The organism is Pseudomonas sp. HN11 (genome assembly GCF_021390155.1).
Taxonomy (GTDB): domain Bacteria; phylum Pseudomonadota; class Gammaproteobacteria; order Pseudomonadales; family Pseudomonadaceae; genus Aquipseudomonas.
On the sequence record NZ_CP089985.1, the window covers coordinates 1,791,930 to 1,806,209 of the forward strand.

Sequence of the window (14,280 nt, forward strand, 5' to 3'; positions counted from 1 at the left end):
CTGTGAAGAGCACGGGCCAATGGCGTTTCAACCCTCGCGCAGCACGGTCAGCGGGCTGGCATTCAGCGCGCGGCGGGTGCCGAACACACCGGCACCGCCGATCAGTACGGCACCGATCACCGGCAGTAGTAACAGCCAAGGGTGAGGGTGCCATGCCAGGTCGAACGCATAGCGGTACAACACAAAGGTCACCAACTCCGTCCCCAGTGCCGCCAGCAGCCCACTGACGGCCCCCAGCAAACCGAACTCGATACGCCTGGCCTTGACCAGCAGCTTGCGTTCGGCGCCCAGTGCGCGCAGCAGCGCCCCTTGACGGATGCGCTCGTCCAGGGTGGCTTGCAGGCCGGAGAACAGCACTGCCATGCCTGCCGCCAATACAAACAACAGCACATACTCCACCGCCAGGGTCACTTGGGCGAGGATGCTACGCAACTGCTCCAGCAGCGCCTCGACCTGCAGGATGGTCACCGCCGGGAAGGCCCGTGACAAGTCGACGATTTGTTGGTCATGTCCAGCTGCCAGGTAAAAGCTGGTCAGGTAGGTCGCTGGCAGGTCCTTCAAAGTGCCGGGCTGGAAAATCATGAAGAAGTTAGGCTGGAAGTTATCCCAATTGATGGTCCGCAGGCTGGTCACCCGCGCTTCACGATTTTCCCCGCCCACCGTGAACACCAAGTGGTCATCGAGCTTGAGCTTGAGGCTTTCCGCTACCTTGGCTTCAACAGACACGCCAGGAATTTCATCGGTGGGTTGCTGTGACCACCAAGAACCCGCGGTCAGGGCATTGCCCGGCGGCAGGTCGGCGGCCCACGTCAGACTCAGGTCGCGTTGTACTGCGCGGTCACCGCTGGAGTCTTTGCTCACTATCTCCTGCACCGGTTCGCCGTTGATGCTGATCAGGCGACCTGGCACCACCGGGTACAGCGGCGCCGACTGCGCCTGCAGTTCCAGCAGCCGCGCGCCAAAGGCGTCCTTGTCGGCCGGCAGGATATTCAAGGCGAAGTAGTTGGGCGCGTCCTTGGGCAGCTGGTTTTGCCAGGTGTCGAGCAGCTCGCCACGCAGCAGGGCAATCAAGCCCATGGACAACAGGATCAAGCCAAATGCCAGGGACTGACCCGCCGCCGCCAGCGGATGGCGCAGCAGTTGGCCTAAGCCCAGGCGCCAAGGCAGGGAGGCGCGCGCCAGCAGGCGGCGCAGGCTTTGCAACAGCAGCAGGAGCAGGCCACCAAGGACCAGTGCAGCCACCACGCCGCCGCCGAGTAAGGCGAACGTCAGCACCAGGTCGAGGCTCAGGCGCCACATGATCAGGCCCAAGGCAAACAGCGCCGCGCCGTAGACCATCCAGGTACTGGAAGGGATCGGCAGCAGGTCGCGACGCAAGACCCGCAGCGGTGGCACACGGCCCAGTGCGGCCAGCGGCGGCAGGGCGAAACCGGCGAGGGCGACCAACCCGGTGCCGATCCCGGCAATGGCCGGTAGCAGCCCGCCGGGGGGAACGTCCGACGGCAGCAGGTCGTGGAGGAAATAGAACAGGCCAAACTGCGCCAACCAGCCAAGTAAGGCGCCCGCAAGGCTTGCCAACAACCCGAGCGCGCTCAGTTGCAGGCTGAACAACCACATGGCTTCGCGTCGCGACAACCCCAGGCAGCGTAGCAGTGCACTGGCGTCGAAACGCCGGGTGGCGAAACGATTGGCCGACAGCGCCACGGCCACACCCGCCAGCAACACCGCGACCAGGCTCGCCATGTTCAGGTACCGCTCGGCCTTACCCAGGGCGCCACCGATTTGTTGGTTGCCGTCTCGTGAGTCCTGCAAGCGTTGGTTGGCGGCGAGCCCCGGCTTGACCAAGTCTCGGTAGGTTTGCAGCACGGTGCTGCCCTGCGGCCCGCGCCACAACTCGCGATAACTTACGCGGCTGCCGGGCTGCACCACACCGGTGGCGTCCAGGTCCGCGAGGTTGATCATCACCCTTGGCGTGAGGCTGTAGAAGTTGCCGGCACGGTCTGGCTCATACGTGAGCACGCGCGCCAGGCGCAGGGTCTTCATGCCCACATCGATGCTGTCGCCGACCTTGAGATCCAGTGCCGTCAGCAGCCGCGCTTCCACCCAGGCTTCACCGGGTTTCGGCCCGCCGCCTGGGGTTTCATCGCCAAAGGGCGCAGCCGCGCTTTTCAGTTCACCGCGCAGTGGGTATTGTTCGTTGACCGCCTTGATGCTGGAAAGCTGGATGCCGTTATCGGTGGCTATGACACTGGAGAACTCCACGACGCGGGCGTGATCCAGGCCCAGCTCGGTGCCGGACTGGATTTGCTCGGGACGCGCCGGTGAGCTGCCTTCGAGCACGAGGTCAGCGCCGAGGAACTCGGTGGCGCGCAACAGCATCGCGCCATTGAGGCGTGCACCGAAGTAACCGATAGCGGTGCTGGCGGCCACGGCTACCAGCAGGGCGAAGAACAACACGCGCAATTCGCCGGCGCGGGCATCGCGCAGTAATTGGCGCATGGCAAGGCTGAACAGACGCAACAGCGGCAAACGTGCCATCAAGGCTCCAGGGGGGCGACCATCAGGCCGGCTTCAAGGCGGATCAGGCGTCGGCAACGGTGGGCCAGGCGCTCGTCGTGGGTGACCAACACCAAAGTCGTGCCGCTTTCTTTGTTGAGTTCGAACAGCAGGTCGCTGATGCGCTCGCCGGTGTGGCTGTCGAGGTTGCCAGTGGGTTCATCGGCAAACAGCACGTCAGGCTCCGCGGCAAAGGCGCGGGCAATCGCCACCCGTTGCTGCTCGCCACCGGAGAGTTGGCGCGGCGAGTGGGTGAGGCGCTGGCCCAGGCCTACGCGTTCCAGCAGGTGCCGGGCGCGTTCGCGGGCGTCTTTGCGGCCGTCCAGTTCTAGCGGGAGCATGACGTTTTCCAGCGCGTTAAGGCTGTCGAGCAGTTGGAACGACTGGAACACGAAGCCCACGTGCTCGGCACGGATGCGTGCTCGCTGGTCTTCGTCGAGGGTGCTGAGGGCTTGCCCGGCGAGGGTGACTTCGCCGCTGCTGGGCAGGTCGAGGCCAGCCAGCAAGCCGAGGAGGGTGGATTTACCGGAACCGGAGCTGCCGACGATAGCCAGGCTATCGCCCTTGTTCAGTTCCAGGCTCAGTTCGTGCAGGATAGTCAGTTCACCTTCCGCGCTGGGAACCACTTTGCTAAGGTTCCGCGCGGTGAGAATGCTTGCGCCCATGGAGAATCCGATGCGAATGTGGTTTGTGAGTGCTGCCCTGGCCTTGATGTGCATGGCCCAGAACGCAGCGGCGGGTACAGTCCTGATCGTTGGCGATAGTATCAGTGCCGGTTTCGGCCTGGATACCAGCAAAGGGTGGGTTGCCCTGTTGCAGCAACGGCTCAAGAGGGAAGGTTTCGACGATAAAGTGGTCAATGCTTCCATCAGCGGCGATACCAGTGCCGGAGGCCTGGCGCGGCTGCCGGCGGCGCTTGCAGAGCATAAGCCGGACGTGGTGGTGATCGAGTTGGGCGGCAACGACGGCTTGCGTGGACAGCCACCCGCGCAATTGCAACAAAATCTTGCGTCGATGATCGATCAGTCCAAGGCGGGCGGGGCCAAGGTGTTGCTGTTGGGGATGCAGTTACCCCCCAATTATGGCCCGCGATACACCACTGCGTTTGCCGAGGTCTATGGTGTGTTGGCCAAGCAGAAAAACGTCCCGCTGGTGCCGTTTTTCCTCGATGGCGTGGGCGGGCATCCGGAACTGATGCAGGCCGATCAACTGCATCCGGCGGTCGGCGCCCAAGGCAAGTTGCTGGAAAATGTCTGGCCGACGTTAAAACCGCTGCTATGACGCTTTTCTACCGGCAGGCTTTCGGCTAAGGTGGCGCCCCCCCGATTTGGAGCCCCTGATGTCGCGTCCTGCCTGGTCCCTGTTTAACTACCAACTGATCGAGCCGGACGAGCAGCTGGATCTGTTCGCCTGTCAGGAAGTGCGGGTGCATCTGGTGGCGCGTCAATTGGAATTGGGCGGCTCCATTGATCGCACGCTGTGCGGTACATTATTGCCTGCGCAACCGCGTTGGTCGCGGGTCGACCGTTCGATCTTTCAGGACCAGCGCCTGTGCCCTTTGTGTCGTGCGATACTAGAGTCCCAGAAGCGTGGCACGCCGCCGATCTGGCCGGAGCTGCGTTTCGAGCTTTAGATGCAGCTGCAAGCTTCAAGCTATAAGCTGTAAGCTAGCGGCTGAAAGCCTGCGGCTTGTCGCTCGCCTTTAACCTACCCGTCGTTCTGCGAAGGATTTTCCGGATGTTGTCGCGCCTTTCCGTCGTCACCTGCTGCCTGTCCCTTGCTGCACTTTGTGCCGCCGGTTCTGCTTCAGCCCTGCAGTTGCCCTTGCCGCCACCGGGTGAGGACATTGTCGGTCAGGTCCAGGTGATCAAGGCCAAGTACGAAGACACCTTTGCCGACCTGGGCACCACCTATGACCTGGGTTACTCGGAGATGGTCGCCGCCAACCCCGGCGTGGATGCTTGGTTGCCGGGCGCTGGCACCGAGATCGTGCTGCCGACGCGTTTCATCCTGCCGCCGGGCCCGCGCGAAGGCATTGTGATCAACCTGGCGGAATACCGGCTTTATTACTTCCCCAAGGGCCAGAACGTGGTCTACACGTTCCCGCTGGGGATCGGTCGTGAAGGCTGGGGGTCGCCAATCGCCCACACCAGCATCATTGCCAAGACACCCAACCCGACCTGGACTCCTCCCGCGTCGATCAAGGCCGAGCACGCCGCCAACGGTGATCCGCTGCCCAACGTGGTACCGGCCGGGCCGGACAACCCGCTGGGTCCGTTCAAGTTCACCCTGGGCACGCCGGGTTACTTGATCCATGGCTCCAACATGAAATTTGGTATCGGAACGCGTACAAGCCACGGCTGCTTCCGCATGTTCAACAACAACGTGCTGGAGATGGCGGGCATGGTGCCGGTGGGGACATCAGTGCGCATCATCAACGATGCCTACAAGTTCGGTCGCAGTGGTGGCAAGGTTTATCTTGAAGCACATACGCCGCTCAATGATGACGGAACGCCGTCGGTGGTCGACAAGCACACTGCAGTGATCAACGCCTTGCTGAAGCGTGAAGACTTGGCCAACCAATTGCGCGTGAACTGGGACCAGGTGCGCGACGTCGTCGCGGCGGAAGACGGCTTGCCGACGGAAATCGGCGTGCCTGGCGCAGCCTCGGTAGCCGCGAGCGCACCGATCGACCTGCAGCAGTAACACGGTTCGATCAACAGCCCGCTACGGCGGGCTTTTCATTGCCCGCGATTCGCGCACAAACCCCAGGCAATAAAAAAGCCGACCCATAAATGGATCGGCTTGATAACAACCCCGAGGGATTATTACTTGCGGCTAGCTTTTTCAAGCATACGCAGTGCGCGCTCGTTAGCTTCGTCAGCAGTCTGTTGTGCTTTTTGAGCAGCAGCCAGAGCTTCATCAGCTTTACGGTAGGCTTCGTCTGCACGAGCCTGGGAGCGAGCTGCTGCGTCTTCAGTTGCAGTCAGACGTGCTTCGGTTTCTTTGGAGACGCTGCTGCAACCGGTAGCCAGAACTGCGGCCAGAGCCAGTGCAGAGAATTTCAGAACGTTGTTCATCGTGTTCCCCTTCAAGGACTTTCTATTAGATGGCTAGTTCGCCCAGAGTGAGCTAAGAGCCGGCGTACATACTACCCATTACTTGTAGTAAGTAAACTGACGTAGCGCAAGAAGCAAAAAAAATTCTCGTGCCGCATCTATTTTGGCTAATCTTTTGGAGGTTTGTATAAAAACCGTCCAGTTTTTTTCAATCAGGCGAAAATTGGATCCAGGCTGAAAGGGCCGGCCCGCATATGTTAAGCCTTGTAAACAGATGAAAATTTATATATCCACGCTGACACTTACGTTCAGCCTGGCTTTGCTTTGTCTTGCATCTTTTATGCATGTAGAGGTGACTTTAAGAGCCCCTGTTCGTCTTAAGGTTCAACTGCCGGCAATGTTCAGGCTTTCGATCCCTGGTTGATCGGAGCCCTTTCTATATCCGCCAGCGGCGGGGATGACGAGTGCGCCTTGAGCAATTTCAGGATTGGTGCCTACTATTATTCCCTACGGCTGGTTGTAAGCGCTCAGGGTTTTCTCGATGTCGAAACCGGCACGGGGTGGCGCAGAGGTTCCTTCGCCGGAAAAACATCGGTAAGGTAGGGGTCAGAAACCAAGACCCGCGAGGAGTAGTGATGAGCGAGGCGTTGTCCATCCACCATGACCAGGCTGGTCATCAGTTCGAGACCAATGTGGACGGTCATCGTGCCTATCTGACCTATATGGACCTCGGCAAACAGACCCTGGATATCTATCGCACCTTCGTGCCCAATGCACTGCGGGGCCGTGGTATTGCGGCGGCATTGACCGAGGAAGCCTTGAAGTTCGCCGAAGAGGCAGGCTACACGGTGATCCCGTCCTGCTCCTATGTCGAACGCTACATGGAGCGCCACCAGCGCCATGCCGCGAAGCTGTAAACCGTAAACAGCAGTATGAAAAACGCCGGGCTTAGCCCGGCGTTTTTGTGTGCGCTCGATACAGATTCAGGTGCGTTTGCGCTTAGGCAATACGTCCTTGAGCTTGGCATGCATGCTGCGCAGGGTGTTTTCGGTGGCGGACCAGTCGATGCAGGCATCGGTGATCGACACGCCATACTGCAAGTCGGCCAGATCTTTTGGAATCGCCTGGCAACCCCAGTTCAGGTGGCTCTCGACCATCAGGCCGATGATCGATTGGTTGCCTTCCAGGATCTGGTTGGCGACGTTTTCCATCACCAGCGGCTGCAGGGCCGGGTCCTTGTTGGAGTTGGCGTGGCTGCAGTCGACCATGATGTTCGGCTTGATCTTGGCCTTGCTCAGCGCCTGCTCGCACAGGGCAACGCTGACCGAATCATAGTTGGGCTTGCCGTTACCGCCGCGCAATACCACGTGACCGTAGGCGTTGCCCTTGGTGGTGACGATGGACACGCCACCTTCCTGGTTGATACCCAGGAAACGGTGCGGGCTGGAGACCGACTGCAGCGCGTTGATCGCCACGGTCAGGCCGCCGTCGGTGCCGTTCTTGAAGCCCACGGCCGAGGAGAGGCCGGACGCCATTTCGCGGTGAGTCTGGGATTCGGTGGTACGTGCGCCGATGGCCGACCAGCTGATAAGGTCCTGCAGGTACTGCGGAGAGATCGGGTCGAGCGCTTCGGTGGCGGTGGGCAGGCCCATCTCGGCCAGGTCCAGCAGCAACTGACGACCGATGTGCAAGCCGTCCTGGATCTTGAACGAGTCGTCCAGGTACGGGTCGTTGATCAAGCCTTTCCAGCCGACGGTGGTACGCGGTTTTTCGAAATAGACGCGCATCACCAGGTAGAGCGTGTCGGACACTTCCGCCGCCAGCACTTTGAGGCGCTCGGCGTACTCGTGGGCAGCCTTGAGGTCGTGGATCGAGCAAGGCCCGATGACGACGAACAGGCGGTGGTCGGTGCCGTCGAGAATATTACGGATGACTTCGCGGCCCTTGGTGACTGTCTGCAGGGCAGCGTCGCTCAAAGGGATTTCGCGCTTGAGCTGATCGGGTGTGATCAGGGTCTCGTTGGATTCGACGTTTAGGTCATTGATCGGTAAATCAGCCATCGTGTTACTCGTCAGGGTCACGGGTGCCGGCCGCCAGCCATCCCCGTGCGGCGGAGCACAGCATGATTTGAATGCAGGGGGGAAGAACCTTAGCGCGTAACACGGGCCCGCGACAATGGGCAAAGCCCGCTTTAATCCGGTGCCGGCGCCACAAAGGCCTCATGGGAGAACTCGCTGGCATGGCGCGATACCCATTCACGGGCCAGTTCCTCGAGTTGCTGGGGAGTAGGTTCGGCGTCTTCGTGCTGGCGGCAGTAGCGCTCTATCCTGCATGCTTGCTCACCCATTCGCGCACCGAACAGCGCATGTTCATCGGTAAACGAGACGCCGATGCGGTAGCCGTTATCCACCTTGCGGCACCATGCCACGTAGCCCGGATACCGCGCACTGGCACCCAGGGAAGGGATATGCAGATCAACCGCCGTGCCTTCGCGCCAGGCGCGCGGCCAATGGCAGGCGACGCCGCCCATGCCGGCAGTGTGCAGGCGTTGACGGGGAATAGCAGGGGAGGGGCGTTGGATTAACTCGACGGCGACATCATCAGGGTGAGGTAAAAAACGACCCATGTACACGGACTCCGAGCACCGTCCAATTGACGGCGGTGGCAGCAGTATAGTGAAGGAACTGGAATTGACCGACCTGGATATTGACCAGCAATTGCTGGGATTGCCAGGTATTTCGCTCGTGGTGTTTACCAGCGTAGGCTGCTCCAGTTGCCGCTGGGCACGCCAGCAACTGCCCGGCTGGCCGTTGCCGGTGGACCGCGTGTGCTGGGTAGATGCCGGGCACAACGGGGGTGCGGTCGAACGCTACCAGATCTTTCATTTGCCGGCGTTGTTCATGGTGTGCGAGGGTCAATTCCTCGGGCAATTACAGACGCGTCTTACATGTACTGACCTGAACGACGCCATTCAACAAGCGCTTACCCGCACTCCAGAGGATCTGCCATGACCACACAATCACCCCGCATCGGCATTATTGGCACCGGTGCCATTGGTGGTTTTTACGGTTTGATGCTGGCCCGCGCCGGTTTCGATGTGCACTTCCTGTTGCGAAGTGAATACGCGGCGGTCAGCGAGCACGGTCTGCGCCTGAACAGCACAGTGCATGGCCCCTTGCACTTGCACCCGGTGCAGGCGTATGCCCGCGCCGCTGATATGCCGCCGTGCGATTGGCTGCTGGTGGGCACCAAGTCGACCGGCAACGTCGACCTGGCCCCGACCATCGCCCAAGTTGCTGCCCTGGACGCCAAGGTGGTGTTGCTGCAAAACGGCCTCGATGTTGAAGACAGCCTGCGTGAACACCTGCCAGCGTCGCTGCATCTGCTCGGCGGCCTGTGCTACATCGGCGTGCACCGCTCAGCCCCTGGCGTGATCGAGCATCAGGCGTTAGGCCGGGTCAATCTGGGTTATCACAGTGGTACGGCGGCCAATGATGATGCGGCCCAACAGGCGATTGTCGAAGCCGGCGCTGCGCTGTTTCACAAGGCCGGCATTGAGTCCCAGGCCATGGCCAGCGTGCATCAGGCCCGCTGGCACAAGTTGGTGTGGAACGTGCCATACAACGGCCTCTCCGTCTTATTGGGCACCGGCACCACAGCCATGATGGCGGACGAAGCCAGTCGCGAGCTGATCCAGGCACTGATGGCCGAAGTGGTGCAGGGCGCCCATGCCTGCGGTCATGAAATCCCCCAAAGCTACGCCGAGCAGATGTTCACCATGACTGAAACCATGGACGACTACCTGCCGAGCATGTACCACGACCACGTGCACAAACGCCCGCTGGAGCTGGCCGCGATCTACGCTCGGCCACTCGCCGCCGCCAAAGCCGCCGGTTGCGAACTGCCGCGGATGCAGGCGCTGTACCAGGCCTTGAGTTTTATTGATCGGCATAACCGCTGAGTCGGGAGACACGCAATGGCAAAAGGATTGGGCGACAAACTGGTGCTGGCGATTTCTTCGCGAGCCCTGTTCGACTTGAGCGATAGCCACAAGATCTATCTGGCCGAAGGGGTCGAGACGTACCGTCAATACCAGATTGAACACGAGGAGGAAATCCTCGAGCCCGGTGACGCCTTCCCGCTGGTCAAGAAGCTGCTCAGCCTGAACGCCAGCCTGGGCCGTGCCCGGGTCGAAGTGGTGCTGGTATCGCGCAACAGCGCTGACACCGGCCTGCGCGTGTTCAACTCGATTCAACATTACGGCCTGGATATTTCCCGCGCTGCTTTCGTAGGCGGGCGTAGTCCTTATCCTTATCTGGCGGCGTTTGGTTGCCATCTGTTTCTTTCGACCCATGCTGAGGACGTGCGCAGCGCCCTCGACGCCGGCTTTGCGGCGGCGACAATTTTGTCTGGGGGGCCAAACCGCGCCTCCAGTGACGAACTGCGCATCGCCTTCGACGGTGACGCCGTACTGTTTTCCGATGAGTCGGAGCGGGTGTACCAGGCGGGCGGGTTGGAAGCGTTCCAGGCCAATGAGCGAGAGTCGGCGCGCCAGCCGTTGCACGGTGGTCCATTCAAAGGTTTTTTGGCGGCACTCAATCTGTTGCAGCGCGAGTTCGCAGATGAGGCTTGCCCGATCCGCACCGCGTTGGTTACCGCTCGATCGGCGCCGTCCCATGAACGGGTGATTCGCACCTTGCGTGAATGGGATATACGCCTGGACGAGTCGTTGTTCCTCGGCGGCCTGGAAAAATCCGCGTTTCTGGAGGCGTTTGCCGCCGATGTGTTTTTCGATGATCAGGCCGGGCATTGCGAGAAAGCCATGGAGTTCGTGGCCACCGGGCATGTGCCCCATGGCATCAGTAATGAGGTGAAGCGCTAAGTCGATCCAAGTCGCCCGGGCACTGCTAAGCTGATTTCATCTCCGCCATCCTGGCAGTTCCAGGGGGTTATATGATTCGTTCGATGCTGTACGCCACAGACCTCGGTCTGTACGCGCCTTATGTAATGCAACATGCGCTGGCGCTGGCCCGAACGTTCAAGGCGGACCTGTATGTGATTCACGTGGTCGAGCCCATCGGGCTGTTCGCCGAATCGGTGCTACAGAGCTACCTTGATGAGAAGGCGCTGAATGAATGGCAGAGCCAGGGGTTGACCACGGTAATGGCGACCATCGAGCAACGGGTGCTGGAGAGTTTTCGCGAGGAGTTGGGGGAGGGGGAGCAAGACCTGAAGTTGATTCGCTCGGTACGGGTGATCCAGGGTGACCCGTGTGAGGTGATTCTCCACCAACTGCGCAAACTATCCGTGGACCTGTTGATCGTAGGCAGTCATAGCCATGCGACCGTGGCCGCTACTCCGTTGGGGCGCACCGCTGCACGTGTGCTGCAGTTGTCTACGGTGCCGGTTTACCTGGTGCCTTCGTTGCAACGTCGACGCAGTGATGACGTGTGATGGGTAGAAGCGATAAAAAGTTCTAGATTTATCCATCGAACCTTTAATATAGTTATATACCGTCGCTGATACCCGTGGCGTCTATCTGCTTTGAGGGACACATATGAAGCTTCAACAACTGCGCTACATCTGGGAAGTGGCGCACCACGACCTCAACGTTTCCGCTACCGCTCAAAGCCTCTACACTTCGCAACCCGGTATCAGCAAGCAGATCCGCCTGCTCGAAGATGAGTTGGGCGTGGAAGTGTTCGCGCGCAGCGGCAAGCACCTGACCCGCGTCACCCCGGCCGGTGAGCGCATCATCACCACCGCTGGCGAAATTCTACGCAAAGTCGAAAGCATCAAGCAGATCGCCCAGGAATTCTCCAACGAGAAGAAGGGCACCCTGTCCATCGCCACCACCCACACCCAGGCGCGCTATGCATTGCCGCCGGTGATCCGCGACTTCATCAAGCAATACCCGGACGTGGCGTTACACATGCATCAGGGTTCGCCGATGCAGATCGCCGAGATGGCCGCTGACGGCACCGTCGATTTCGCGATTGCCACCGAGGCTCTGGAGCTGTTCGGCGACTTGGTGATGATGCCGTGCTACCGCTGGAACCGTTGCGTCGTTGTACCCCAAGGACACCCGTTGGCCAAGCTGCCGAAGCTGACCCTGGAAGCTCTGGCCGAATACCCGATCGTGACTTACGTATTCGGTTTCACCGGCCGTTCCAAGCTTGACGAAGCCTTCAGCCATCGCGGCCTCACGCCGAAGGTGGTGTTCACTGCGGCCGACGCTGACGTGATCAAGACTTACGTGCGCCTGGGCCTGGGCGTGGGTATCGTCGCCAAGATGGCGGTCGACACGGCGCTCGACAAAGACCTGGTGGTGCTCGATGCCAGCGAGTTGTTCGAGTCCAGCGTGACCAAGATCGGTTTCCGCCGTGGCACCTTCCTGCGTGGCTTCATGTGCGACTTCATCGAGAAATTCGCACCGCACCTGACCCGTGAAGTCATGGCCAAGGCGATCCAGTGCCACAACAAGCAGGAACTGGAAGCGTTGTTCGACGGCGTTGAACTGCCGGTTCACTAAATCGGCTATTTGGCCTCGGTAACGGTAAAATGTTGCCGAGCGCCCGCTACCAGAATCTCCACCTCATCGCCTTCGAACTTGCCCAGCAGGCTTTTGCCCAGCGGCGAGCGTGAGGTGATGACGGTCACCGGTTGGCCGACCACATCAACTTTCAAGCCCGCTGCGTCAGGCGCGAGGAACAGCCATTGCTGGCGAGCGTTCTCGTCTTCCAGACCCAGTAGCGCACCCACCTCAATACCTCGTTGATCATCATAAGCGCGCAGTTGCATGTTCTGGCACAGCACCAACGCCTGCTTGATCTCCTCCACGCGCTTGGCTTGCCCCGCCGCCAGGTAGGAAGCTTCCAGCCCCAGGGTGTCGTATTTGTTTTCCGCGATGTTTTCTTCGTGGGTCGAGGTTTCGTAGGCGGTCTGCGCAGCGCGTTGGGCAATGTCGAGGTCGAGGGTGAGCTTTTCCAGTACGAGCTGGTGGACAGCGTGTTTATTCATGGTCATCAATCGCAGAATTGCAGGACATTGGCCCGGGTCTTTTCGTTGGGAGCGTTCTGGTCCTGTTGCAGCCAGAACTGGCATTTGGGGTTGGACAGGTTGCGTGCGTTGGTGCGGGCCTGGTCGAGGATTTGTTGCTGTTCCTGCTTCTGCAGGTTTTGTTGGTATTGCTCGAACATGCGGTTCGGCGGTTCAGGTGCCACCACCGCAGGCTTACCCAATTGCTGCACGGCCTGGGCGACCGGCGCCAGGCTCTGTGGGAACAGGTAGCGCGACGCCAGCCAGGTGGTCAGCACGATGGCGATAAACCCCAGCCATACGCCAAAGGCGATAGCGGCACTGAGTTTGAACAACGACAACGGACGATCAGACATGATGCCCTCCTGGCAGGCATTGACGGCGTGGCGGCGATTGTCGCACAGCCACTGTGCAGAATAATCGCGATCAAGCCTTCTGCATCCGCGCATTTATGCGGACAATCGAGGCTTTGAGCGTTGGAGCCAGGAATGAAAGCCCGCTGGGATATTTTTTGTAGCGTCGTCGACAACTATGGCGACATTGGCGTGACCTGGCGCCTGGCCCGGCAATTGGTGGCGGAACATGCCTGCGATGTGCGCTTGTGGGTCGATGACCTGCGCGCATTCGAACGCATGTGTCCCGAGATTGACGTACAGCTCGATCAACAATGGCAGGAAGGCGTCGAAGTGCGCCATTGGCCGGCCGACTGGGTAGGCGCGCCAGCGGCGGATGTGGTGATCGCCGCGTTTGCCTGTCAGTTGCCGCCTGACTATATGGAGGCCATGGCCGAGCGGGAATGCACGCCGGTGTGGATGAACCTGGATTACCTGAGTGCCGAAGAGTGGGTGGTGGGCTGTCATCGGCTGCCGTCGGTGAAATTCAAGGGTGTGCAGAAGTACTTCTTCTTCCCCGGATTCCGCCCCGGCACCGGTGGCCTTTTGCGTGAGGGCGGGTTGCTGGAACAGCGTCGGACTTTTCAGCAGGATGCGAGCGGGCAGCAAGACTTCCTGCAAACCTTGGGTGTGTTTCCCACAGCCGGTGCGCGGCTGATCTCATTGTTTGCCTACGAAAATGCCGGGCTCGCCAGTTGGTTGGACGTGTTATCGACGGACGGGCGTGCCACTCATCTGTTGGTGCCGGAGGGGCGCATTCTGGGTGATGTGCAGCGCTGGCTCGGCCTGGAGCGGCTGTCGGCGGGTGATATCCAGCAGCATGGATCGCTTACCGTGCAGGTGATTGCTTTCGTGCGCCAGGAACAATATGACCGCCTGCTGTGGTGCTGCGATTTCAATGCCGTACGCGGCGAAGACTCCTTCGTGCGCGCCCAGTGGGCCGGGCGACCGCTGCTGTGGCATATCTATCGACAGGACGAAGACATTCACCTCGATAAGCTCGATGCCTTCCTGGAGCTGTATACCGCCGGTTTGTCACCGTCGGCAAGGGCAGCTCTGATCGGGCTCTGGCAAACCTGGAACACGGGGGGCGATATGGCCCAGCCATGGAAAATGCTGCTGGAACATTGGCCGGAGGTCAGCCAGCACGCCGAAACATGGTGTCTGGAACAGGGCTTGCAGGCCGATCTTGCGACGGCGCTGGTACAGTTTTATGAAAGTTGGATATGATACGC

The 14,280-nt window shown here is 60.3% G+C and carries 17 protein-coding genes; 10 read left to right on the forward strand and 7 right to left on the reverse strand.

Features of this window, described 5'->3' with window-relative positions; genetic code table 11:
* Positions 1-27 precede the first annotated feature (27 nt).
* A complete protein-coding gene (locus LVW35_RS08220) occupies positions 28-2,538 on the reverse strand; it encodes an ABC transporter permease (protein ID WP_233894731.1) in 2,511 nt (836 codons plus the stop codon).
* Entirely contained in the window at positions 2,538-3,221 is a 684-nt protein-coding gene (locus LVW35_RS08225) for an ABC transporter ATP-binding protein (protein WP_005786391.1), read from the reverse strand. Before LVW35_RS08225 ends, LVW35_RS08220 begins: the two co-directional genes overlap by 1 nt.
* Positions 3,222-3,231: 10 nt before the next feature.
* Between LVW35_RS08225 and LVW35_RS08230 the strand changes: the two genes are divergently transcribed.
* From LVW35_RS08230 to LVW35_RS08240, 3 genes are all read left to right on the forward strand, one after another.
* Complete coding sequence (locus LVW35_RS08230) at positions 3,232-3,837, forward strand: arylesterase (protein ID WP_233894732.1); 606 nt, start codon at positions 3,232-3,234, stop codon at positions 3,835-3,837.
* Positions 3,838-3,895: 58 nt separating this feature from the next.
* The gene (locus LVW35_RS08235; protein ID WP_010211879.1) at positions 3,896-4,189 is read left to right on the forward strand and encodes a hypothetical protein; all 294 of its coding nucleotides are present in this window, start codon (positions 3,896-3,898) and stop codon (positions 4,187-4,189) included.
* A 104-nt stretch (positions 4,190-4,293) separates the two neighbouring features.
* The gene (locus tag LVW35_RS08240) at positions 4,294-5,262 is read left to right on the forward strand and encodes a L,D-transpeptidase family protein (RefSeq protein WP_078047546.1); all 969 of its coding nucleotides are present in this window, start codon (positions 4,294-4,296) and stop codon (positions 5,260-5,262) included.
* A gap of 122 nt (positions 5,263-5,384) precedes the next feature.
* Here the strand turns inward: LVW35_RS08240 and oprI are convergent, their stop codons facing one another.
* Positions 5,385-5,636 (reverse strand): outer membrane lipoprotei OprI, encoded by a 252-nt coding sequence (gene oprI, locus LVW35_RS08245; protein ID WP_003172710.1) that lies wholly within the window; start codon positions 5,634-5,636, stop codon positions 5,385-5,387.
* A 614-nt stretch (positions 5,637-6,250) separates the two neighbouring features.
* Between oprI and LVW35_RS08250 the strand changes: the two genes are divergently transcribed.
* Positions 6,251-6,532: a GNAT family N-acetyltransferase gene (locus LVW35_RS08250; protein ID WP_003189869.1), complete on the forward strand. Its 282-nt coding sequence runs from the start codon at positions 6,251-6,253 to the stop codon at positions 6,530-6,532.
* 66 nt (positions 6,533-6,598) lie between these two features.
* Here the strand turns inward: LVW35_RS08250 and LVW35_RS08255 are convergent, their stop codons facing one another.
* Positions 6,599-7,675, reverse strand: a complete 1,077-nt coding sequence (locus LVW35_RS08255; protein WP_233894734.1) for a 3-deoxy-7-phosphoheptulonate synthase — start codon at positions 7,673-7,675, stop codon at positions 6,599-6,601.
* A 131-nt stretch (positions 7,676-7,806) separates the two neighbouring features.
* A complete protein-coding gene (locus tag LVW35_RS08260) occupies positions 7,807-8,241 on the reverse strand; it encodes a PilZ domain-containing protein (RefSeq protein ID WP_233894736.1) in 435 nt (144 codons plus the stop codon).
* On the opposite strand from LVW35_RS08260, the gene LVW35_RS08265 reads away from it, so the two are divergent.
* The 5 genes from LVW35_RS08265 (at position 8,240) to cysB (ending at position 12,147) form a co-directional block, all read left to right on the forward strand.
* Positions 8,240-8,626: a thioredoxin gene (locus LVW35_RS08265; RefSeq protein ID WP_233894738.1), complete on the forward strand. Its 387-nt coding sequence runs from the start codon at positions 8,240-8,242 to the stop codon at positions 8,624-8,626. The genes LVW35_RS08260 and LVW35_RS08265 overlap by 2 nt on opposite strands.
* Positions 8,623-9,576, forward strand: coding sequence for a putative 2-dehydropantoate 2-reductase (locus LVW35_RS08270; RefSeq protein ID WP_233894739.1), 954 nt, complete (start codon positions 8,623-8,625; stop codon positions 9,574-9,576). Before LVW35_RS08265 ends, LVW35_RS08270 begins: the two co-directional genes overlap by 4 nt.
* A 15-nt stretch (positions 9,577-9,591) precedes the next feature.
* Positions 9,592-10,497: a 5'-nucleotidase gene (locus LVW35_RS08275; protein WP_233894741.1), complete on the forward strand. Its 906-nt coding sequence runs from the start codon at positions 9,592-9,594 to the stop codon at positions 10,495-10,497.
* A 71-nt stretch (positions 10,498-10,568) separates the two neighbouring features.
* Complete coding sequence (locus LVW35_RS08280) at positions 10,569-11,069, forward strand: universal stress protein (RefSeq protein WP_233894742.1); 501 nt, start codon at positions 10,569-10,571, stop codon at positions 11,067-11,069.
* Positions 11,070-11,172: 103 nt separating this feature from the next.
* Positions 11,173-12,147, forward strand: a complete 975-nt coding sequence (gene cysB / locus LVW35_RS08285; RefSeq protein WP_010211864.1) for an HTH-type transcriptional regulator CysB — start codon at positions 11,173-11,175, stop codon at positions 12,145-12,147.
* 5 nt (positions 12,148-12,152) lie between these two features.
* Here cysB and LVW35_RS08290 read toward each other — a convergent pair whose 3' ends face one another.
* Positions 12,153-12,635 carry a GreA/GreB family elongation factor gene (locus tag LVW35_RS08290; RefSeq protein WP_233894744.1) on the reverse strand — a complete coding sequence of 161 codons (483 nt, stop codon included), beginning with the start codon at positions 12,633-12,635 and terminating at the stop codon, positions 12,153-12,155.
* 5 nt (positions 12,636-12,640) lie between these two features.
* Positions 12,641-13,009, reverse strand: coding sequence for a hypothetical protein (locus LVW35_RS08295; RefSeq protein ID WP_233894746.1), 369 nt, complete (start codon positions 13,007-13,009; stop codon positions 12,641-12,643).
* A 132-nt stretch (positions 13,010-13,141) separates the two neighbouring features.
* Here LVW35_RS08295 and earP point away from each other — a divergent pair, with 132 nt between their 5' ends.
* Positions 13,142-14,275 carry an elongation factor P maturation arginine rhamnosyltransferase EarP gene (gene earP, locus LVW35_RS08300; protein ID WP_233894747.1) on the forward strand — a complete coding sequence of 378 codons (1,134 nt, stop codon included), beginning with the start codon at positions 13,142-13,144 and terminating at the stop codon, positions 14,273-14,275.
* Positions 14,276-14,280 lie beyond the last annotated feature (5 nt).

Coding starts and splice junctions, on each gene's coding strand:
- LVW35_RS08220 (WP_233894731.1), bottom strand. CDS start 2,538: ATGGCACGTTTGCCGCTGTTGCGTCTGTTCAGCCTTGCCATGCGCCAA.
- LVW35_RS08225 (WP_005786391.1), bottom strand. CDS start 3,221: ATGGGCGCAAGCATTCTCACCGCGCGGAACCTTAGCAAAGTGGTTCCC.
- LVW35_RS08230 (WP_233894732.1), top strand. CDS start 3,232: ATGCGAATGTGGTTTGTGAGTGCTGCCCTGGCCTTGATGTGCATGGCC.
- LVW35_RS08235 (WP_010211879.1), top strand. CDS start 3,896: ATGTCGCGTCCTGCCTGGTCCCTGTTTAACTACCAACTGATCGAGCCG.
- LVW35_RS08240 (WP_078047546.1), top strand. CDS start 4,294: ATGTTGTCGCGCCTTTCCGTCGTCACCTGCTGCCTGTCCCTTGCTGCA.
- oprI (WP_003172710.1), bottom strand. CDS start 5,636: ATGAACAACGTTCTGAAATTCTCTGCACTGGCTCTGGCCGCAGTTCTG.
- LVW35_RS08250 (WP_003189869.1), top strand. CDS start 6,251: ATGAGCGAGGCGTTGTCCATCCACCATGACCAGGCTGGTCATCAGTTC.
- LVW35_RS08255 (WP_233894734.1), bottom strand. CDS start 7,675: ATGGCTGATTTACCGATCAATGACCTAAACGTCGAATCCAACGAGACC.
- LVW35_RS08265 (WP_233894738.1), top strand. CDS start 8,240: ATGTACACGGACTCCGAGCACCGTCCAATTGACGGCGGTGGCAGCAGT.
- LVW35_RS08260 (WP_233894736.1), bottom strand. CDS start 8,241: ATGGGTCGTTTTTTACCTCACCCTGATGATGTCGCCGTCGAGTTAATC.
- LVW35_RS08270 (WP_233894739.1), top strand. CDS start 8,623: ATGACCACACAATCACCCCGCATCGGCATTATTGGCACCGGTGCCATT.
- LVW35_RS08275 (WP_233894741.1), top strand. CDS start 9,592: ATGGCAAAAGGATTGGGCGACAAACTGGTGCTGGCGATTTCTTCGCGA.
- LVW35_RS08280 (WP_233894742.1), top strand. CDS start 10,569: ATGATTCGTTCGATGCTGTACGCCACAGACCTCGGTCTGTACGCGCCT.
- cysB (WP_010211864.1), top strand. CDS start 11,173: ATGAAGCTTCAACAACTGCGCTACATCTGGGAAGTGGCGCACCACGAC.
- LVW35_RS08290 (WP_233894744.1), bottom strand. CDS start 12,635: ATGAATAAACACGCTGTCCACCAGCTCGTACTGGAAAAGCTCACCCTC.
- LVW35_RS08295 (WP_233894746.1), bottom strand. CDS start 13,009: ATGTCTGATCGTCCGTTGTCGTTGTTCAAACTCAGTGCCGCTATCGCC.
- earP (WP_233894747.1), top strand. CDS start 13,142: ATGAAAGCCCGCTGGGATATTTTTTGTAGCGTCGTCGACAACTATGGC.